Source organism: Pyxidicoccus fallax (assembly GCF_012933655.1).
In the GTDB taxonomy this organism is placed as follows: Bacteria; Myxococcota; Myxococcia; order Myxococcales; family Myxococcaceae; genus Myxococcus; species Myxococcus fallax.
Genome location: NZ_JABBJJ010000085.1, coordinates 1 through 19,659, shown reverse-complemented (window position 1 = coordinate 19,659; position 19,659 = coordinate 1). Strand labels below are relative to the sequence as shown.

Sequence of the window (19,659 nt, the reverse complement as noted above, 5' to 3'; positions counted from 1 at the left end):
GCACAGCCAAGGAGGAAGCCGATGCGGTTCGAGACGAGGCAGCGGATCCAGGGGACGGTGGACGAGGTGGAGCGCGCGCTCCTCGACGAGCGGTACTTCGAGTTCCTGCTCAAGCACCACGGCGTGCTGCTGGAGCTGCAGCCGCTGGAGGTGAAGACCGAGGGTGACGTGGTGCGCCGCCGCGTGCGCTACCGCCCCAAGCCCGTCATCCAGAGCATCGGCCCCAAGCAGGTGCCGCCCGAGTGGTTCGCCTTCATCGAGACGTCCACCTACGACAAGCGCCGCAAGGAGCTGGCCTTCAGCAACGTGCCTACCTCCAACACCATCTCCAAGATGCTGGTGAACACGGGCGTGCTGAAGCTGCGCGACCTGGGCGGTGGGCAGACGGAGCGCACGCTGGACGGAGAAATCTCCCTCAAGCTGCCCTTCCTGATGAAGCCGCTGGCACTCGTCGGCGAGAAGGTCATCCAGAACGAGGGCCTGAAGATTCTCGACAACGAGGTGCCGGTGCTCAACCGGTTCATCACCGAGGTCATCCGCAAGGGCTGACCGTCCGCCCGCCCGGCCGGCGGGGCCTGGGGAATGGGTTGACTTATCATCGGTTGTGCCCGTAAGGCCCCGCCATGCTCAAACGCTTCCTCGCCCTCAGCGTCCTGTCCCTGCTGGCCGCCTGCGCCCCGAAGCGCATTCCCGGCACGGACATCATCGACAACTCGGATACGCGCGCCATCCTCCAGGTGATGGAGCAGTACCGCTCCGCGGTGGAGAACCAGGACGCCGCCACCATCCAGGCGCTCGTCACCAAGGACTTCCGCGAGGATGCGGGCACCCCGGGTGAGCCCTCGGACGACCTGACCACCGCCAACCTCGCGCCGTACCTGGAGAACCTCTTCAAGCAGGTCCAGGGCACCAAGGTGGAGCTGGATGTGCGCCGGGTGCAGGTGCAGAGGGACCTCGCCGCCGCCATCTACTACTGGAAGGTGAGCTGGCGGATGCCGAACCTCAACGCCCGGCCCCAGCGCGAGGCCGAGCTGGAGCAGATGGTGTTCCGCCGCGAGGACGGCCAGTGGCGCATCGTCTCCGGCATCTGACCGGAGCCCTGTAGCGCCTCACAGTCCCAGCAGCGAAGCCAGCCCCTCCGGGCCCATGGCGGACAGCCGCCGGGCCCGGCCGAGGTACGTGCGGTAGTCCTTCTTCACCAGCTTGTCCGCGGGCAGCGGCGACAGGTGGTAGTCGCGGATGCGGCTGGCCGTGAAGCGCACCGCCCCGTAGAGCGCGTGGCCGAAGAGGTTGGCGCGCTCCACCGGGGACAGCGGCCGCACGTCCTGGTAGCCGCGGACGAAGGCCCGGCACAGCTCGGGCAGGTACTCGCCGCCCTCGAAGCACCAGGCGTTGAGGGTAATCGCCACGTCCAGGCCGTACGCCTCGCGGCAGGCCATCTCGAAGTCGAAGAAGGCGCCCACGCGGTCGCCCAGCCACTTCACGTTGTCCATGAAGAGGTCCGCGTGGATGACGCCGAGGGGCTCCAGGCCCTGGCGCACCGCCTCGGCCTTCTCCAGGTAGCGCTCCAGCTCGCCGGCCACGCGCGCCAGCTCCGCGTCCTCGTGGCGCGACAGGCCCACAATCCAGCCGCGCACCGTGTCCGGGCCGTAGGGGTTGGCCCGCGAGCCGGAGAACGACTGCGTGTCCCGGTGCATCTTCCCCAGCTCGGTGCCCAGCGCCTCCAGGTGGTCCGCGGTGAGGCGCGGGTGGCGCAGCTCCTCTCCCGGCAGCCAGCGGAAGACGCTGACGCGGCCGCCCTCCAGCTCCAGGTAGGGGGCGCCGTCGCGCGTGGGCAGCAGCACGGGCCCGGGGAAGTGGTACGCGGCCAGGTGCGCCAGCAGCGCGGCCTCGAAGCGCAGGTCCTCCGGGGAGCGCACGGTGGTGTGGCGCATGAAGTAGCGCCCGCCTTCCGTCTCCATCCGGTGGTTGGTGTTGATGGACCCCTGGGGAATGGGCGTCACCTCGCGCACCGCACCCAGCCCATACGCCTCCGCGACCCGGGCGAACGCCTCGGGAGGGAGCACCGTGTGTACCGCCATGTCGCGCACCTCCGGGGGGCAGTATGCACCAGCCTCCCCCGGAGGCGCCGCAAGCCTCACCCGTCCTTGACCACCTGACCGGCCAGGGCCGCGAGCACCGCCAGCAGCTCCCCCGGCTCCACCGGCTTGGGCACGTGGCACTGGAAGCCCGCGAGCAGCACGCGCGTGCGGTCCTCCACCCGGGCGTAGGCGGTGAGCGCCGCGGCCGGCGTGCGCCCTCCCTCCGACGCGGGCAGGGCGCGGACCTTCTCGATGAAGCCGTAGCCGTCCTCCTCGGGCATCCCGATGTCGGACACCAGCAGGTCCGGCGGCCCGCGCCGCAGCGCCTCCAGCCCCTCGGCCGCGGACCCCACCGCCACCACCCGCATCTCACAGCCCTCCAGCAGCGAGCGCAGGTACTCGCGGGTGTCCTCCTCGTCGTCCACCAGCAGCACGCGCAGGCCGGCGAGCCTCGGCGGGCAATGGAAGTCCCTGCGGGGGAGGTCCGGCTGCGGGCCGGACGGCGACGGCGGCTCCGGGCGCAGCGCCACGGAGACGGGCAGCTTCACGATGAAGGTGGCCCCCGAGCCCTCGCCCCGGCTCGCCGCGGACACCGTGCCGCCGTGCATCTCCACGAGGTGCCGGACGATGGACAGCCCCAGGCCCAGGCCTCCGTACTGGCGGCGGGTGCCGCTGTCGGCCTGACGGAAGCGCTCGAAGACGTGGGGCAGGAAGGCGGGTTCGATGCCCCGGCCCGTGTCCGCCACGGTGATTTCCACCGAGGAGTCGCGGCGCTCCACGAACACCTGCACCCGCCCGCCCCGGGGGGTGAACTTCACCGCGTTGGACAGCAGGTTCCACACCACCTGCTGGAGGCGGTGCGAGTCGCCCATGATGGTGCCCGCCGAGTCCATCACCGACTGCACGCGGATGCCCTTCGCGTCCGCCGCCGGCCGCACCGAGTCCAGCGCCTGCTCCACCACGGTGCTCACGTCGACGGGCTCCACCTCCAGCCGCATCTTCCCGGACAGGATTCGGCTGACGTCGAGCAGGTCCTCGATGAGCTGCCCCTGGGCGCGGGCGTTGCGCTCCACCGTCTCCAGCGCGCGCGCCTGCCGCTCCAGCGGCAGGTTCCCCGTGCGGAGCAGCTGCACCCAGCCCAGCATGGCCGTCAGCGGCGTGCGCAGCTCGTGGCTGACGGTGGAGAGGAACTCGTCCTTCAGGCGGTTGGCCGCCTCGGCCTCCCGGCGCGCCTCGCTCTCGGCCGCCAGCAGCCGCTCCCGCTCGACCTGCGCGCGGCGGGCCTCGGTGATGTCGCGCGCGGCGGCGTACATGAAGCCCTGCTCCACGACGGGCGCGGCGGCCCAGGCCAGCCACTTGTACTCGCCATTCTTGCACCGGTAGCGGTTCTCGAGGCGGACCGTCACCTGCCCCTGCGCGAGCTTCTTCATCTCGGCCAGGGTGGCGGCCACGTCGTCGGGGTGGACGAGCGAGAGGAACGTCTGCGCGTACAGCTCCTCCTCGCTCCACCCCAGCGTCTGGGGGAAGGCCGGGTTGACGCGGCGGAAGTACGCGTCCATGCCGGCGATGCAGAACAGGTCCGGCGCGAGCTGGAAGAAGCGCTCGCGGTCGGCCTCCGCGCGCCGCTGCTCCCGCTGCGCCCGCGCCGTGCGCACCGCGCCCTCCACGCGCGCCAGCAGCTCCCTCGCGCTGAAGGGCTTCACGAGGTAGTCGTTGGCCCCGGCCTTGAGGCCCTCGACGGTGGCCTCCTCGCCGGCCCGGGCCGACAGGAGGATGATGGGCACGTCCGCGGTGCGCGGCTCCTTGCGGAGCGCGTCCAGCAGCCCGAAGCCGTCCAGGCCCGGCATCATCACGTCCGACAGCACCACGTCCGGCACCCGGGCCCGCGTGGCCGCGAGCGCCTCCAGGCCGTCCCGCGCCGTCTCCACCTTCCAGCCCGCGCCGGACAGGATGCGCGCCACGTAGCCCCGCATGTCGGCGTTGTCATCGGCCAGCAGGACGCGCCCCAGCGCCACCGCCGGCTCGGGCGAAGCGCCGCGCACGACCAGCGCCGTGTCCGTGGCGCCGAGCCCCGGCGCCGGCTCCTCCCCCAGCCAGTGCAGCGCGTCCTGGACGAAGGACTCCACGCCCCGCGTCCGCGCCACGGGGGCCCCGGACGTGCCCAGCCGGTCCTTCGGCAGGTGGGCGTTGCCGGTGGGAATGCACACCGTGAAGGTGCTGCCCCGGCCGGCGGCGCTGCGCACCGTCACGCGGCCTCCGTGCAGCTTCACCAATTCCTGCACCAGGGCGAGCCCGATGCCGCTGCCCTCGATGCTGCGCCCCTTCGACTGCTCCACCCGGTGGAACCGCTCGAAGACGCGCGGCAGCTCCGCCTCGGGGATGCCCACGCCCGTGTCCTCCACGGACAGCTCCACGTGCGCGTCCCGCAGGTGCTGGGTGACGCGAATCTCGCCCTCCAGGGTGAACTTGAAGGCGTTGGAGAGCAGGTTGAGGACAACCTTCTCCCACATGTCCTGGTCCACCCAGACGGGCGCCTCCAGCGGCGGGCAGTCCACGCGCAGCCGCAGCCCGGCCTTCTCCACCGCCGAGCGGAACGCGCTGACCAGGTCCCGCGTGAGCGCCGCGAGGTCGGTGGGCTCGTACAGCGCCTTCACGCGCCCGGCCTCGATGCGCGAGAACTCCAGCAGCGCGTTGACGAGCCGCATGAGGCGCAGGCCATTGCGATGCACGAGCAGCTGTCGCTCCCGCTGCTCGGGGGGAAGCGGGTGGCGCGTGTCGGCGAGGCCGTCCTCCAGGGGCCCCAGCATCAGCGTCAGGGGGGTGCGGAACTCGTGGCTGACGTTGCTGAAGAAGGCCGTCTTCGCCCGGTCCAGCTCCGCCAGCGCCTCGGCGCGCTTCTTCGCCTCCTGCAGCTCGCGCACGCTGGCGATGGCCGTCGTCACCTGCCCGGCGACGAGCTCCAGGAAGCTGCGGTAGCCCGCGTCCAGCGACAGGTGCGGGCTCAAGCCCGCGACGAGCACGCCCGTAGGCTCCGCCGTCCCGGGACGCACCAGCGGCAGCACGAGCGCCTTCTCCAGGGGGGCCGTCACGCCCGGCGGCAGCAGCGCGCCGAAGCGCCGCGCCACCTCCTCCACGAGCACCGGCACGCCCGTGCGCAGCGCCTCCCGCAGGGCCCACTCGTCCACCGGGCCGTCCTCCGCCAGCGGGAGGCGCTCGGGACTGCGCGTCGCCTCGGGGGAGAGGCCGGTGGAGGCGGCCAGGCGCGCCTCGCCGCCGTCGTCGGCCAGCAGGTACACGCGGCAGAAGGGCACGTCCGCGTGGTTCTCCTTCAGGGCGTCCGCCGCGAGCGCGCAGGCCTCCTCGGCCGTCCTCGCCCCGCTCACCCGCGAGGGCAAGAGCTGCAACGTGCGCAGGCGGCGCTCGCTGAGCACCTGCCCCGTTGTCTCGTACACCGCCGTGAAGACGCCCCCCACGCCCCCGGACTCGTCGCGGATGGGGCTGTACGAGAAGGTGAAGTAGCACTCCTCGGCGAAGCCCCTTCGCACCAGCGGGAGCATGATGTTCTCGGACCAGGTGGCCTCGCCCTGGCCCATCACCCCCTCCAGCATGGGGCCGATGATGTGCCAGACCTCCGGCCACACCTCCCGGCCGCGGGTGCCCAGGCTGCGGGGGTGCTTGGAGCCCAGCACCGGCACGTAGGCGTCGTTGTAGAGCATCACCAACTCCGGCCCCCACCACACCAGGATGGGGAAGCGGGAGTTGAGACACGTGCTCACGGTGGTGCGCAGGGATTGGGGCCACCCCTCCACGGGACCGAGCGCCGTCTTCGACCAATCGATGGAGCGCATCAACACGCCCATCTGTCCGCCGCCGGCGAGCACTGCCTCGGCCGCAGTCTGTTGCCTCATCGAGCTTCCTCGTCTCCGTGCGGGTCTCCGGCCGTTACCAGAGGCGGATTGACACCGGAACGACGGTGCTCGCCACCCTTCAGCGGTGAACACCCCACCCTGCGCCCGGCCGCCGGGTCCCACCGTTGACAGGTGCGGGGAGCATTCCTATCTGTGCCCGGCCCCTATACTCGGCAAGCGGGCGGCAACGTCCGGTAGCAACCACTCCAGCGGGGGAGGCAGGCGCATGGGCACCGAAGGGCGCAGGGACTGGAAGCGGCGCGAGAGCCTGACGAGCGCGCTCCTGCAGGTGGGCGTGGTGGCGCTGCTGCTCGTCGGCGCGGTGGCCTGGTTCGTCCACCGTGGCGGTGTCCGGAAGCAGACGGAGGAGCACATGCGCGCGGCCCGCGCGGCGGCCATGCGGGGCAACCCGGCCGACCTCACGCAGGCCCTGAAGGAGCTGGACGCCGTCTTCCAGCTCAACGACAGCAACCGCGACGCCGTGGCGCTGGCCGCCGACATCCAGACGGTGCTGTGGCTGGAGCACCGCCAGCCCGGCGCCGACGCCAAGGCCCGCGAGCTGCTCGCGCGCGCCGAAAAGCTCGACTCCCGCTCCGGCGAGCGCTACGGCGCGCGCGCCCTGCACCTGCTCTCCGAGGGCAAGGCGGCCGAGGCGGAGAAGTACCTGGGAGACCTCAAGACGCAGGGCGCCAGCAGCCCGAAGCTGACGCTGGCGCTGGCCATGGCGCTCCAGGCGCGGGGGGATTTGCCCGGCGCGCGGCAGGCCTTCGCCCGCGCCGCGGAGACGGCCTGGAGGGACCCGCGCTACACCACCGCCTACGGCGAAGCGCTGCTGGACGAGGGCCAGTACGCCCCCGCGGTGGAGTCCTTCGGCAAGGCCACCAGCGTCAACCCGGACCACCTGCTGGCGCGCGTGTCCTCGGCGCTGGCGCACGTGTACCAGGGCCGCAAGCAGGAGGAGGCGGGCAAGACGCTGGCCGACGTGGAGGCCCGCGGCGCCGACCTGACGCCGGTGCTGAAGGCCCGCGCCGGGGCGCTGAAGGCGGAGCTGGCGCTGGCCCGGGGCGCGGCGGACGAGGCGCTCCAGACGGCGGACGCGGCGCTGAAGGACATGCCGGAGGACCACTACGCCCTCTTCGCCCGCGCCCGCGCGTTGGGCGCGAAGAAGGCCCCCGAGGCCCGCGCGGCCTTCGAGGCCGCCGTGGCGAAGCGGCGCAACGCCCCCCTGCTCTACCTGGACGGCGCGCGCGCCCTGCAGGGCGCCGGTGACGGCGCCGGCGCGCTGGCGCTGCTGGACGCGTACGAGAAGACCTTCGGCCCGGTGCAGGTGACCACCGCCGACGGAAAGAAGGCGGGCCTGCTGGACCAGGACGGCCGCTACTGGCTGGCGCGCGGCGGCGTGCTGGAGGCCGCGGGCCGCCAGGACGACGCGCTGGCCGCCTACGACAAGGCCATCACCGCGCGCGGCGTGGGGCTCGCCCGGGCGCAGTACGCCAAGGGCGCGCTGCTGCTGGCGCGCAAGGACTACGCGGGCGCCCGGGCCCTCTTGTCCGTGGTGGCCCCGGACAGCGGCGCGGGCACGCTCGCGGAGGCCTACGCCGCCATGGGTGATCTGCTCTTCGCCCAGAACGAGTACGCCGCCGGCTGCCAGCACTACTACTTCGGGCTGGTGCGCGCCCGCGCCCAGGGCACCCCGCGCGAGGAGCTGTCCGCGCGCATCGAGGGCATCAAGAAGAACCTGGAGTCCGCGGGTCAGGCCTCCATGGCCAAGGCCTGGATGACGGAGACGGGCGGCCTCTTGCAGTAGGCCGCCCGTGGGCTACAGCAGGTCCGTCGCGTCGATGGGGCGGTACTTCGCGCGCACCACCCGCCACTCGTCGTCGGCTTCCTTCTCGAAGGTGCCCTCGATGAGATAGGCGTTCAGCACGCTGGAGGCGGCCAGCTCCTCCACCCGCGCCGCCTCCGAGCGGCCGAAGATGAACCGCGCCTGGAAGTCACCCTGCGTGGGGGACACCTCACGCACCTCCAGGTTCGTCATGAAGATGCGGACCCACTGACCGCGCAGCACCTGCGCCGTCAGCACCCCGCGCACCTCCTTCTTGCCCCAGCCGCCGCCTTCGGAGCGGAAGCCCTCGGACACGCCCTCCATCACCCCGCCCACGTCCTTCTCCTCCGCGGCGCGCGTCATCTCCACCACGCGCCGGGTGACGGCCTCCTGCACGCCCGGCTCCTGACGCGGCCAGAAGTACAGCACCGCGCCCGCCGCCAGCAGCGCCAGGCCCACCCCCACCACCCTCGAACGAGTCAGCGTCATCATCCGCCCCTCATGCCGCCTCGGGCTCGAGCACCAGCTCGTCCGCGTCGATGATTTCCGCGGGGCGCAGCGCCTCGCCAATCTGCTTCAGGCGCCGGTCCGACAGCTGCTCCAGGTACGTGCGGAGGTTGGGGAAGGTCTTCACCAGCTCGTGGAAGGCGGAGCGCTCCAGGAAGGCCGCCGCCGTCTTGCGCGGGGCGGCCACGGTGGCGGTGGCGCGCAGGCCCGTCAGCAGCGAAATCTCGCCCGCCACTTCGCCCTCGCGCAGCACGCCCAGCGTCACCACGCCGCCGGCCGGGTCCTCCTTCTGCACCACCAGCTCGCCGGCCAGCACGAGGAAGAGGCCCGGCGAGTGCTCGCCCTCCACCAGCACCTTCTCGCGCGCCGGCAGCGCCCGGAAGGTGAAGCGCTTGAGCAGCGCGCCGCGCTCCGATTCGGGCATCGCCTGGAACATGGGCGAGGTGGCCATGAGGTTGCGCGTCATGCGCTGCTGCGCGAAGTCCGCCAGCACCTGCGGCACCGCCGGGTGGATTTTCGCCACCGCGTTGAGGTGCTCCCGGCGAATCTCGAACACCTCCGTGTCCGACACGGCCGTCACCGTCGCCGTGGGGGGCGCGCCCGTCACCAGGGCAATCTCCCCGAAGATGGAGCCGCCGCCCAGGAAGCCCAGCGTCCGCGGCTCGCCCTCCTGCTGCCGCGTCACCTCCGCCTTGCCGGCCACCAGCACGTAGAGGCGGTCCATGGGCTCGCCCTCGGTGATGACCACCTCCTCCGGCTTCACCCGGCGCCACGCCATGCGGCCCACCAGCTCCAGGAAGGTGTCCCGGTCCAGCTCCGCGAACAGCGGCAGCGGCGGCCGGCTGTTCGGGTCCGCGTGCCCGCCCGGGTCCGCCGCGGCCAGCACCTCAATGGCGCGGTTGGACAGCTCCTCGCCCTGCAGCCCCATCAGGTCCGTGTCGACCTTGCCGTCGTAGAGGACCTCCGGCGGCAGGGGCGGCGGCACGGCGGCGCGGCCCGGCGCGTTGCGCACCGCGCGCGCGTGCACGCGAATCAGTGTGTCCTTCAGCCGCCGCTCGTTGGGCATCAAATCCAACGCCAGCTTGCACGCGGCCATGGCGGACAGCAGGTAGTCGCGGCGCAGCAGCCCTTCCGCGCACGCGTGGTAGCAGGTGACGGCGCGCTCGCGCTCTCCCAGCTCCGCCAGACACCGCGCCGCCATCATCCGGGACCGATGGTCCGCGGGGACGCGGCGCACCGCCTCGGCGAACACGGCGAGGGCGCGCTCGAACTGGCGCTCCTCGATGAGGTCCATCCCGAGCTCACGCAGCGACGACTCGTTCATCCCATTTCTCCACGGCTCTTCGGTGTTCTCGGACCGCGCCTCACGGCTGCAGCTCGCCCAGGTACATCTCCGCCTTGCGCTTCACTTCGGAACCCTCGGAGGCCGTCTCGATGATGACCTTGAACTTCTCCGCAGCCGCCTGCGGGTCCCGGTCGCGCTGGATATAGGCCTGCAGGTAGAGCTCCTCCACCTTCTTCTGCAGCGCGTCCAGCCCGTCCCGCGCGCGGCCGTCGGCGGGGTTGAGCCGCAGCGCCTCGCGGAAGCTGGAGCCCGCCGCCGCCAGGTCGCCGCGCTTGAGCGCCGCCTGCCCCGCCGCCACGGACGAGGACGCGAGCTGCTCGTCGAGCGTGTTGCCCAGCGAGCCGCGGAAGCCAATCTGCCGGTACAGCTCCGCCGCCCGGCGCAGGGGCTTGGCCGCCGCCTCCAGGGCGTTGGACTCCAGCTTCTTCTGGCCGTCCTCGAGGTTGCGCTGGAACTGGGGGATGAGGCGCTTGAGGGTCATGGCCCGCTCGCGCACGTCCTTGTCGCCCTTGTGCCGGTCCACCACGCGGTCGCACTCCAGCACCGCGCGCTGGTACTCGCCGCCGTTGAAGCGCCGCTCCACGTCGACGAAGGCCTCCTCGATGAACTCCTTGCGCTTCTGCTTCGCCACCTCCACCGCGCGCTCCCGGGCGTTGCGGCCCCGGCGCGCCGCGTCCGCGGCCTCCTTCGCCAGCTCCGCCTCCAGGTCCTCCAGCTTCTCCTCGTAGGGCGGGCGGTTGAGGGCCGGCAGCGCGTCCACCAGCGGGCGCACCACCTCCGGGTCCCTCGACGCGAACGACTCCTCCACCTGCTGAATCTTCCAGGCGAGCTCCTTCTCGTCGAGCTCCGCCTCCAGCTTACGGCGCACGTCGTCCGTCTTCGCGGTGCCCTCCGGGGCGTTCTTCAGCCGCTCGCGCGCCTCGGGGAACTTCTTCTCGTCCATGAGGGCGCGCACCGCCTGGAACGCATCCACCACCTCCTGCTGCTTCTTCGCCGCGGCGCCCAGGCCCTCCTCGTCCACGCCGGGAAGCATCTGCTCGGCCGCGGCGACCAGCCGCACCGCCTCGGCGAACTCATCCTTGCGCACGGCGGTGCGCGCCTTCTGCATGAGCTCCTTCGCGCGCCCCACGCTCGGGTCCTCCGGCGGCGGGGGTGGCGGCTTTTTGGGCACGAGGACGAGCCCCACGGACAGCAGCAGCACCACCAGGCCCGCCCCGCCGATGAGCAGCTTGTGACGGCCCGTCAGCCCGCCCTTGCCCCTGGAGGGGCCGCCGCGCGTGGGCGGCCGGACGGGACGGGACACCACCATGGTGCCCTTGTTCTTCCCCTCCTCCTTGAGGACGTCCGCCAGCTTGTAGTTGGCGTTGGTGGCCTCGTTGAAGCGCGGGTCGCCCGGGTCCATCTCGCCGCGCTTGGCGGAGCCGGCCGACTTGCGGCCCTCCTCCGCCTCCTTCTCGGCCTCCTCCCGCTCGCGCTTCTCCTCCTGCTCGCGGGCCTCCGCCTGGGCGCGCAGCTCCTTTATCTGCTCCGCCTCGTCCACGAAGCGCAGCCGCGTCTTGCCGATGGACAGCTCGTCCCCGTGCTTGAGGACGCACTCGTCCACGCGCTGGTCGTTGACCTGGGTGCCGGACACGCTGCCCAGGTCGCGCATCACCACGCCGCCCTCGCCGTACACCAGCTCCAGGTGGCGGCGGGAGACGGACTGGTCCTCCAGCACGAAGTCGCAGTCCTTGTTGCGGCCGATGACCATCCGCACGCTCTGGAAGCGCTTCTTGCGGCCCCGGTCCGGCCCGTCCAGCACCAGCATCTGCACCGGCGGGCCGGCGCGCGTGGCGTCCGGGTTGTCGTCCTCGTCCTGGGGGCGTTCCTCCTCCTCCTCGATGTCCCGCACGGAGGCCACCCGCGTCTCGTCGGTGCGCGAGCGCGGCGAGCCGCTCATGTCCCCGTACAGCTCCGGGTTGGGAGGGCCGTCCTCGGGGTAGCTCTCCTCCCCGGTGACGGGCGCGGAGAAGTCCTCGTCCTCGGAAGAGGGTGCGGGACGGGCGGGCCGCTTCCGGGCGGGGTCCGGCCCCGAGCCACCGCCGGAGCGGCCGGCACCTGCACGGGAGGAAGGAGGAGGACGAGGAGGCATGGGGTGGTTTTCCAGTCTCGAAACGGCCGGCATCTTAGAGCGCCGACCCCACGGTGGGAATGCGACAACCGGATCATCGGGAAATGCTGGGGCTCTTCGAGCGTTGCTCCCGGCGGCGCCGCCTCCTATGTAGGTGCCCACACCCCAACGGCTTCACTGAGGGAGTCCCGAAATATGCCCCGAGCCTCTGCGTCCCCGCGGCGCGCCCCCACCTCGCAGCTCGTGCCCCCGATGATGACCCGGGTGGCCTCGGCCGCCCCGCTGCTCCCCCAGCCGCTCATCGAGCGCCTGCTGGCCGTGGCCATGGAGCGAGGCGGCGACTTCGCCGAGGTGTACGTGGAGCGCACGCTCACCACGGCGGTGCGCCTGGAGGAGTCCCGCATCAAGAGCGCGCAGGTGGGCCTGGTGCAGGGCGTGGGCGTGCGGGTCATCTCCGCCGGCAAGGTGGGCTACGCCTTCTCCGACGACTGGGAGGAGCCGGCGCTGCTGCGCGCGGCGTCCACCGCGGCGATGATTGCCCAGGGGGGCGGCGCCGAGAAGAGCTTCCCGGTGCGCCGCGCCGCGGTGCCCAGCCACTACCATGTCGCCACCCCGCTGATGGACGTGGACGTGGCGCTGAAGACGGCGCTGCTGACTCGCGCGGACAAGGCCGCCCGCGCGTTCGACGCGCGCGTGAAGCAGGTCAACGCCGCGTACGTGGACCAGACGCGCCGCATCGCCGTGGCCAACACGCACGGGCGCTACACCGAGGACGTCCAGGACCTGGGCCGGCTGTCGGTGACAGTGGTGGCCCAGGGCAAGGGCGGCGAGCAGCGCACGGGCATGTACGGCGGCGGCGGCCGGGTGCCCTTCTCGCACTGGGACACCTTCCCGCCGGAAGGCGTGGCCCGCGAGGCGGCGCGGCAGGCGGTGGCCACGCTGGGCGCGGTGGAGTGCGTGGCCGGCCCGCAGACGGTGGTGCTGGCCCCGGGCTGGAGCGGCATCCTCCTGCACGAGGCGGTGGGGCACGGCCTGGAGGCGGACTTCATCCGCAAGGGCACGTCGCTGTACGCCGGCAAGCTGGGCGAGAAGGTGGCGTCCGACCTGGTCACCGTCATCGACGACGGCACCGTGTCCAGCGGCCGCGGCTCCATCAACATCGACGACGAGGGCAACCCCGGTGAGCGCAAGGTCCTCATCGAGAACGGCATCCTCAAGGGCTACCTCTACGACAGCCTCAACGCGCAGTTGATGGGCCAGCGCTCCACCGGCAGCGGGCGGCGCGAGTCCTTCAAGCACCTGCCCCTGCCGCGCATGACGAACACCTTCCTCGCCCCGGGCGACCACGCCCCCGAGGACATCCTCAAGGAGGTGAAGCGCGGCCTGTACTGCGCCACCTTCGGCGGCGGCCAGGTGGACATCACCAACGGCAACTTCGTCTTCGAGGTGAGCGAGGCGTACCAGATTGAAGACGGCAAGCTGGGCCGCCCGGTGAAGGGCGCCACCCTCATCGGCGTGGGGCCGGAGGCGCTGAAGAACGTGTCGCGCGTGGGCTGCGACCCGATGCCGGACCCGGGCATGGGCGTGTGCGGGAAGAACGGGCAGAGCATGCCGGTGGGCGTGGGCCTGCCCACGGTGCGCATCGACAACGTCACCGTCGGCGGAACCAAGGTCGCCTGAGAGAGGGAGCGCCAACCGTGGACTACCAGCAGCTCGCGAAGAAAATCGTTCAGCGCGCGAAGAAGAAGGGCGCCCAGCAGGCGGAGGCCTTCCTGGAGGTGGGCCGCCAGAGCAGCGTGCGCGTGCACCAGGGCCAGATTGAGGACCTCACCCAGTCCACCAGCAAGGGCGTGGGCGTGCGCGTGCTCGTGAAGGACCGGCTGGGCTTCGCCTACACGTCCGACTTCGAGCCCGCCGCCCTGGACCACATCATCGACCAGGCAGTGAAGCTGGCGGGCGCCGCCGCGCCCAACAAGCTCAACGGCCTGCCCTCCGGCAAGGAGCTGGGCCGCTACGCGGACACCGGACTGCTCTTCGACACGAAGGTGGCGGAGCTGCCCGGCGATTGGAAGCTGAAGGCCGCGCTGGAGGCGGAGAAGGCCGGCAAGGCGGAGGACCCGCGCATCATCGCCTTCAACGCGGTGGGCGCGGGTGACTTCGTCTCCGAGGTCTATGTCGCCTCCACCGAGGGGCTGAGCGGCGCCTACTCCGGCACGTACGTGTACGTCTATGCCATGCCGGTGGCGTCCGACGGGCAGGGCCTGCAGACGGGCTACTGGCTGGACTACAAGCGCTTCCTCGACGACCTGGAGGCCCCCGAGTCCGTGGGCCGCGAGGCGGCGCGCCGCGCGGTGCGCATGCTGGGCGCGAAGCGGGTGAAGACGCAGCAGGTGCCGGTCATTTTCGATCCGCTGGTGGCCGCGTCCTTCGTGTCGGACCTGGCCAGCGCGGCGGACGGCAACGCCGTCTACCAGAAGGCCAGCGTGCTGGCCCCGCTCAAGGGCAAGCGGCTGGCGGGCGAGCACGTCACGCTGGTGGATGACGGCCTCTTGCCCCGAGGCCTCGCCACCGCGCCCTTCGACGGCGAGGGCGTGCCCACGCGGCGCACCCCCATCCTCGACAAGGGCGTGATGTCGGGCTTCCTCTACGACGCCTTCACCGCCCGCAAGGCGAAGGCGCGCACCACCGGCAACGCGTCGCGCTCCTACAACGCCCTGCCCTCCATCGGCACCACCAACCTCTACCTGGAGCCGGGCACGAAGTCGCCACAGGAGCTGCTGAAGGACGTGGACAGCGGCCTGTACGTGACGGCCCTGCTCGGCCATGGCGCGGACCGGGTGACGGGCGAGCTGTCCGCCGGCGCCAACGGCATCTGGATTGAGAAGGGCGAGCTGACCTACCCGGTCCAGGAAGTCACCGTGGCCGGCAACCTCCTGCGGATGCTGAAGGACCTGGACGGCATCGGGAGCGACTTGCAGTTCCGCGGCGGCTCGGTGGGCGCGCCCACTGTCCGCTTCCGGCAGCTCACCGTCTCGGGAGAGTAGCCCTACCCTCCGAGTCACCCTAGCGTGGACCTACGCGGGGCCGTGTTCATGTCAGCGGCCCCGGGTACAACCCATAGGAACAGCGCAGGAGGGCCCGGCCCATGGCAGCAGCGAAGTCCGCACGCAAGTCTCCCGCGGCGAAGAAGACGACGACGGCGCGCAAGCCGCGCCGCAAGAAGGCGGAACCGAAGTCGAAGGGCCTCTCCCCCGCGGAGGTGGCCAGCGACTCGGTGGAGTACCCCACCGAGCTGCTCGAGGCGGTGCGCACCGACGGCGGCGAGGTGCTCGGCGTCTACCGTGAGCCGCTGGGCGGCCACCCCGTCATCTTCGCCGTGCTCCCCATCGACAAGGTGGAGCCCACCCCCTACCAGCGGGACTTGTCCGAGCCCCACGTGAAGCGGCTGGCCAGCGCCATGGAGCGGCTGGACCGCTTCCTGGACCCCGTCATCGCCGTGCGCAAGGACGGCAGGTACTGGACGCCCAACGGCAACCACCGCCTGCACGCCAGCAAGCTGCTGGGGGCGAAGTCCATCGTCGCCCTGGTGCTGCCGGACGAGGACGTGGCCTATCAAATCCTCGCCCTCAACACGGAGAAGGCTCACAACCTGAAGGAGCGCTCCCTGGAGGTCATCCGCATGTACCGCGGCCTCGTGGGCGCGGACCGGCAGGGAAACGAGGCGGCCTTCGCCCACCTCTTCGAGGAGCCCTCCTTCGTCACGCTCGGCGCCGCCTACGAGAAGCGGCCCCGCTTCTCCGCGGGCGCCTACCACCCCTTCGTCAAGGTGGTGGAGGACTTCATGGCCGTGCCCCTGGCGGACGCCCTGCGCGTGCGCGAGGCCCGCGCGGACCGGCTGCTGGAGCTGGATGACGCCGTGGTGGGTGTCGTCAACACCCTCAAGGAGCGGGGCCTGCAGAGCCCCTACCTCAAGAACTTCGTCGTCGCCCGCATCAACTTCCTGCGCTTCCGCAAGGACGGCGGGAAGCCGGACTTCGACGCCACCCTCGACCGGATGCTCGCCAGCGCCCGCAAGTTCAACGTGGACAAGGTGAAGCGCGAGGACATCGGCCGCATGGGCGGCGGCCCGCTGGAGCCGGACGAGGAGCACGCGTAGGAACGCCGTTTGCAACGGCGCGGTGCCCCAGGAGAGCATTCGCACGCCATGACATCCCCCACGGTCCTGGTCGTCGACGACGACCGCGCCAACCTCGATTCCGTCTCTCGCATCTTCCAGCGCGAGAACATGGCCACCCTCTCCGCCGCCAACGGCACGGAGGCACTGGACCTCCTGCGCCGGCCGGAAGTCGCGGTGATGGTGACGGACCTGATGATGCCCAACATGGACGGGCAGGAGCTGCTGCGCGCCGCGCGCGCCATCCGCCCGGACGTGGAGGTGGTGCTCATGACGGCCTACGGCACGGTGGAGACGGCCGTGGCGGCCATGAAGGACGGCGCCTACGACTTCATCACCAAGCCCCTCAAGCGCCACGCGCTGGTGAAGGCGGTGCAGAAGGCGCTGGAGAAGCGGGCGCTGGTGGCGGAGAACCAGTCCCTCAAGGCGAAGCTGGCGGAAATCAGCGCGGTGGGCGGCCGCTCCATGGTGGGCCAGTCCCCCGCCTTCCGCGCCATGCTGGACACCATCCGCCAGGCGGCCCCCTCCACCGCCACGGTGCTGCTCCTGGGTGAGTCCGGCACCGGCAAGGAGCTGGCCGCGCGCTCGGTGCACGAGTACTCCAACCGCGCGAAGGGGCCCTTCGTCGCCGTCAACTGCGGCGCGCTGCCGGAGAACATCCTCGAGGCGGAGCTCTTCGGCGTGGAGCGCGGCGCCTTCACCGGCGCGGTGGCCCGCCGCGAGGGCCGCTTCGAGCGCGCCAGCGGCGGCACCCTCTTCCTCGACGAAGTGGGCGAGATGCCACTGTCCGCGCAGGTGAAGCTCTTGCGCGCGCTGGCCGAGGGCGAAATCGAGCGCCTGGGCGGCACGCAGACGGTGAAGGTGGACGTGCGGCTGGTGGCCGCCACCAACAAGGACCTCCAGAAGGAGGTGGCGGAAGGCCGCTTCCGCGAGGACCTCTACTACCGCCTCAACGTGGTGGAGATTCGCGTGCCCGCGCTCGCCTCGCGCCGCGAGGACATTCCCCTGCTGGCGGACGCCTTCCTGCGCCGCTTCGCCGCCAAGAATGGCAAGGTGCTGCGCGGCTTCTCCCAGGACGCGCTGAACGTGCTGGAGAACTACGCCTGGCCGGGCAACGTGCGCGAGCTGGAGCACGCGGTGGAGCGCGCGGTGGTGCTGGCGCGCGGCGAGGTGCTGGAGGCCAGCGACCTGCCTGAGTCGGTCCGCAAGGGCCCGCTGGGCTCGGCCGGCCAGCTCATCATCCCCATCGGCACGCCCATGGAGGAAGTCGAGCGGCGGGTGATCCACGAGACGCTGCGCCACACCCGGGGCGACAAGACGCTTGCCGCCCGGCTGCTCGGCATCGCCGCGCGCACCATCTACCGCAAGCTGGAGCGCGAGCAGTCCACCGGCGACGGCTCCGCCCCCCAGCCCCCCGCCTCCGACACCGGCGACTGACAGGGCGTCACACCGGCCCCCGCCCCCTTTTGACATTTTGTCCGGCGGGGTTTCGCGGGCCGCTCCCATGGCCGCCGACGCCGGCCATTCCGGAATAATTACGCGCGCTTGGCCAGTTGGGCCCGGATTGGCTGCCTGGCGCGGAGTGGCACCTGACTTGCTCAACCCGAGCCCGGCTTTCTCCCGGAAGCGTGATGGAAACCTTCTTTCGAAAATACTTCTGGACCGTGAATCTGCTGTTCGTCCTGCTCGTGGCCCTGCTGGCGGCGCGCACGGTGAACCTGTTCGTAGAGTCCGCCATCTCGCCGGTTCCCTCGGGAACGGCCGCGCGCTCGCCGTCGCAGCCGCGCCGGGCGGAGACGGCGCTGGCGAGCCTGGACATGAACCGGCTCTCCCGCCTCACGGGCATCAAGCTTCCCGAGCCCGAGGTCGCGGTGCGCGAGCCCGAGACGCCGCAGGTGGACCCCAACGCGCCGCCGGTGAAGAGCGGCCTGCGGGTGAAGCTCCTGGGCACGCTCGTCGCCGCCAACCCGGAATGGTCCTTCGCGTCCATCCAGGACATGGTGACGCAGCGCTCGCAGACCTACATGATTGGCAACAGCCTCCAGGGCGCCACCGTGCAGGAAATCGAGCGCGAGCGCGTCATCATCCTCAACAACGGCCGCCGCGAGTTCATCGACGGGCAGCCGGGTGATGGCGCCTTCGTGCCGCCCTCGCCGCCGGTGGCGCAGGCCAACACCGCGCCCCCGCCGCCGAGCGACGCCAGCGGCATCCGCGCCATCAACGACAACGAGTACGAAGTCCCGCGCGCGGAGATCGACAAGACGCTCAACAACCTCAACGACGTGGCCATGCAGGCGCGCATCGTCCCCGCCTTCAAGGATGGTCAGGCCGTGGGCTTCAAGCTCTTCTCCATCCGGCCCAACTCCATCTACTCCAAGATTGGTGTCCAGAACGGCGATGTCATCCGCCGCATCAACGGCTTCGAGATGAACAGCCCCGAGAAGGCGCTGGAGATCTACTCGAAGATGAAGGACGCCTCCCGTATCGAAATCGAGATCGAGCGCAACGGAGCGCCGATCCGCAAGTCGTACAACGTCCGTTAATCACCCCCGAAGCGCCCGCTCCTCCATGAAGACGCTCTCGTCCTGGATGCTCTGCCTGTGCCTCGCGCTCGCCGTCCCCGCGCTGGCCCAGCGTCGCCCCCCGCCGCCCGGCTCCAACACGCCGGGTGAGCGGACGATCTCCCCTCAGGCCGGCAACGGCGCCGAGGAAGCCAACCAGGGTCCCCGCCGCACGCCCACGTGCGAGGAGGCCCGCCGCAACGCCCGCTACGGCATCTACTTCGACAAGGTGGAGATCGAGAAGCTCGTCCAGACGGTGGCGGACGCCACCTGCCGCACCTTCATCCTCCCGGAGAACGTGCGCGGGAAGATCTCCATCATCGGCCCGGAGAATGGCCGCGTGGAGGTCAACGCGGATGCCTTCTACTCCGCCTTCCTCGCCGCGCTCGACGCCAACGGCCTGTCCGTCTACCAGCACGGCCGCTTCCTGAAGATTGTCGACAAGCGCTCGGCGAAGCAGAACCCCATCCCCACCATCGTCGAGGAGGGGCAGCCCTACACCACCAACGAGCAGATGGTGACGAAGCTGTTCCGCATCAAGAACGTGGAAGTCGAGCCCCTGCGCGGCGTGCTCCAGCAGCTCGTGTCCAAGGACGGCGACACGATTCCGTACCCGCCGGACACCATCATCGTCAACGACGTGGGCTCCAACATCCACCGCCTCGAGCGCATCATCGACCAGCTCGACAGCCGCTCCGCCAGCGACGAGCTGCGCGTCATCCAGGTCCAGTACGCCACCGCCCAGGACGTGGCCAACACCGTGCAGCGCCTCTTCGAGTCCAAGGGCGCCCGCCCCGGCCAGCGCCCCGGCGGCTTCCAGAGCAACGCCGCCCCCGTCTCGCCCGGTGAGGCGGTCGCCATCCAGGGCGGCGCGCAGCCCGGCCAGGAGGGCTCCAACGGCCCGGTGACGCTGTCGCAAATCATCCCGGACGAGCGCACCAACAAGCTCATCATCGTCGCCAGCCCCGCCGCCTTCGGCCGCATCCAGGAGCTGGTGTCCCAGCTGGACATCCCCACCACCAGCGGCAACCGCATCAACGTCTACAACCTCGAGCACGCCAACGCCGAGGAGCTGGCCAGCACGCTGCAGGCGCTGGCGCAGGGCACCGCCAACCGCCCGCGCACGCCCCTGTCTCTTATACACACCT

14 protein-coding genes are annotated in these 19,659 nt (G+C 71.2%); 9 read left to right on the top strand and 5 right to left on the bottom strand.

From position 1 onward, the window contains the following. The first annotated feature begins 21 nt into the window (after positions 1-21). Positions 22-549 (top strand): SRPBCC family protein, encoded by a 528-nt coding sequence (locus tag HG543_RS19420; RefSeq protein WP_169346294.1) that lies wholly within the window; start codon positions 22-24, stop codon positions 547-549. Between the two features lie 74 nt (positions 550-623). Continuing rightward, the gene (locus tag HG543_RS19415) at positions 624-1,091 is read left to right on the top strand and encodes a YybH family protein (protein ID WP_169346293.1); all 468 of its coding nucleotides are present in this window, start codon (positions 624-626) and stop codon (positions 1,089-1,091) included. An 18-nt stretch (positions 1,092-1,109) separates the two neighbouring features. Here HG543_RS19415 and HG543_RS19410 read toward each other — a convergent pair whose 3' ends face one another. Then, positions 1,110-2,081, bottom strand: a complete 972-nt coding sequence (locus tag HG543_RS19410; RefSeq protein WP_169346292.1) for a homoserine kinase — start codon at positions 2,079-2,081, stop codon at positions 1,110-1,112. Positions 2,082-2,137: 56 nt separating this feature from the next. Continuing rightward, a complete protein-coding gene (locus tag HG543_RS19405) occupies positions 2,138-5,989 on the bottom strand; it encodes an ATP-binding protein (protein WP_211194031.1) in 3,852 nt (1,283 codons plus the stop codon). 226 nt (positions 5,990-6,215) lie between these two features. Between HG543_RS19405 and HG543_RS19400 the strand changes: the two genes are divergently transcribed. Next, positions 6,216-7,796: a tetratricopeptide repeat protein gene (locus tag HG543_RS19400; protein ID WP_169346291.1), complete on the top strand. Its 1,581-nt coding sequence runs from the start codon at positions 6,216-6,218 to the stop codon at positions 7,794-7,796. Positions 7,797-7,808: 12 nt separating this feature from the next. Here HG543_RS19400 and HG543_RS19395 read toward each other — a convergent pair whose 3' ends face one another. Genes HG543_RS19395 through HG543_RS19385 form a run of 3 tightly spaced genes read right to left on the bottom strand, consistent with a single transcriptional unit; the run spans position 7,809 to position 11,797 of the window. Continuing rightward, the gene (locus HG543_RS19395) at positions 7,809-8,306 is read right to left on the bottom strand and encodes a hypothetical protein (protein ID WP_169346290.1); all 498 of its coding nucleotides are present in this window, start codon (positions 8,304-8,306) and stop codon (positions 7,809-7,811) included. 7 nt (positions 8,307-8,313) lie between these two features. Then, positions 8,314-9,645, bottom strand: coding sequence for a cyclic nucleotide-binding domain-containing protein (locus HG543_RS19390; protein ID WP_169346289.1), 1,332 nt, complete (start codon positions 9,643-9,645; stop codon positions 8,314-8,316). Positions 9,646-9,685: 40 nt separating this feature from the next. Continuing rightward, a complete protein-coding gene (locus tag HG543_RS19385; RefSeq protein ID WP_169346288.1) occupies positions 9,686-11,797 on the bottom strand; it encodes an FHA domain-containing protein in 2,112 nt (703 codons plus the stop codon). 174 nt (positions 11,798-11,971) lie between these two features. Here HG543_RS19385 and HG543_RS19380 point away from each other — a divergent pair, with 174 nt between their 5' ends. The 6 genes from HG543_RS19380 to HG543_RS19355 all read left to right on the top strand — a co-directional run. After that, positions 11,972-13,456 carry a TldD/PmbA family protein gene (locus HG543_RS19380; RefSeq protein ID WP_169346287.1) on the top strand — a complete coding sequence of 495 codons (1,485 nt, stop codon included), beginning with the start codon at positions 11,972-11,974 and terminating at the stop codon, positions 13,454-13,456. 17 nt (positions 13,457-13,473) lie between these two features. Then, positions 13,474-14,820, top strand: a complete 1,347-nt coding sequence (locus HG543_RS19375) for a metallopeptidase TldD-related protein (protein WP_169346286.1) — start codon at positions 13,474-13,476, stop codon at positions 14,818-14,820. Between the two features lie 101 nt (positions 14,821-14,921). Next, positions 14,922-15,932, top strand: coding sequence for a ParB/RepB/Spo0J family partition protein (locus tag HG543_RS19370; RefSeq protein ID WP_169346285.1), 1,011 nt, complete (start codon positions 14,922-14,924; stop codon positions 15,930-15,932). Positions 15,933-15,980: 48 nt separating this feature from the next. Continuing rightward, a complete protein-coding gene (locus HG543_RS19365; RefSeq protein ID WP_169346284.1) occupies positions 15,981-17,387 on the top strand; it encodes a sigma-54-dependent transcriptional regulator in 1,407 nt (468 codons plus the stop codon). 194 nt (positions 17,388-17,581) lie between these two features. After that, on the top strand, positions 17,582-18,493 hold the full coding sequence (gene gspC / locus HG543_RS19360; protein ID WP_169346283.1) for a type II secretion system protein GspC: 912 nt from the start codon (positions 17,582-17,584) through the stop codon (positions 18,491-18,493). Between the two features lie 25 nt (positions 18,494-18,518). After that, the coding region (locus HG543_RS19355) for a secretin N-terminal domain-containing protein (RefSeq protein WP_281404429.1) at positions 18,519-19,659 on the top strand (1,141 nt) is incomplete at its 3' end.

Coding starts and splice junctions, on each gene's coding strand:
- HG543_RS19365 (WP_169346284.1), top strand. CDS start 15,981: ATGACATCCCCCACGGTCCTGGTCGTCGACGACGACCGCGCCAACCTC.
- HG543_RS19380 (WP_169346287.1), top strand. CDS start 11,972: ATGCCCCGAGCCTCTGCGTCCCCGCGGCGCGCCCCCACCTCGCAGCTC.
- HG543_RS19420 (WP_169346294.1), top strand. CDS start 22: ATGCGGTTCGAGACGAGGCAGCGGATCCAGGGGACGGTGGACGAGGTG.
- HG543_RS19370 (WP_169346285.1), top strand. CDS start 14,922: ATGGCAGCAGCGAAGTCCGCACGCAAGTCTCCCGCGGCGAAGAAGACG.
- HG543_RS19415 (WP_169346293.1), top strand. CDS start 624: ATGCTCAAACGCTTCCTCGCCCTCAGCGTCCTGTCCCTGCTGGCCGCC.
- HG543_RS19395 (WP_169346290.1), bottom strand. CDS start 8,306: ATGATGACGCTGACTCGTTCGAGGGTGGTGGGGGTGGGCCTGGCGCTG.
- HG543_RS19385 (WP_169346288.1), bottom strand. CDS start 11,797: ATGCCTCCTCGTCCTCCTCCTTCCTCCCGTGCAGGTGCCGGCCGCTCC.
- gspC (WP_169346283.1), top strand. CDS start 17,582: ATGGAAACCTTCTTTCGAAAATACTTCTGGACCGTGAATCTGCTGTTC.
- HG543_RS19405 (WP_211194031.1), bottom strand. CDS start 5,989: ATGAGGCAACAGACTGCGGCCGAGGCAGTGCTCGCCGGCGGCGGACAG.
- HG543_RS19390 (WP_169346289.1), bottom strand. CDS start 9,645: ATGAACGAGTCGTCGCTGCGTGAGCTCGGGATGGACCTCATCGAGGAG.
- HG543_RS19400 (WP_169346291.1), top strand. CDS start 6,216: ATGGGCACCGAAGGGCGCAGGGACTGGAAGCGGCGCGAGAGCCTGACG.
- HG543_RS19410 (WP_169346292.1), bottom strand. CDS start 2,081: ATGGCGGTACACACGGTGCTCCCTCCCGAGGCGTTCGCCCGGGTCGCG.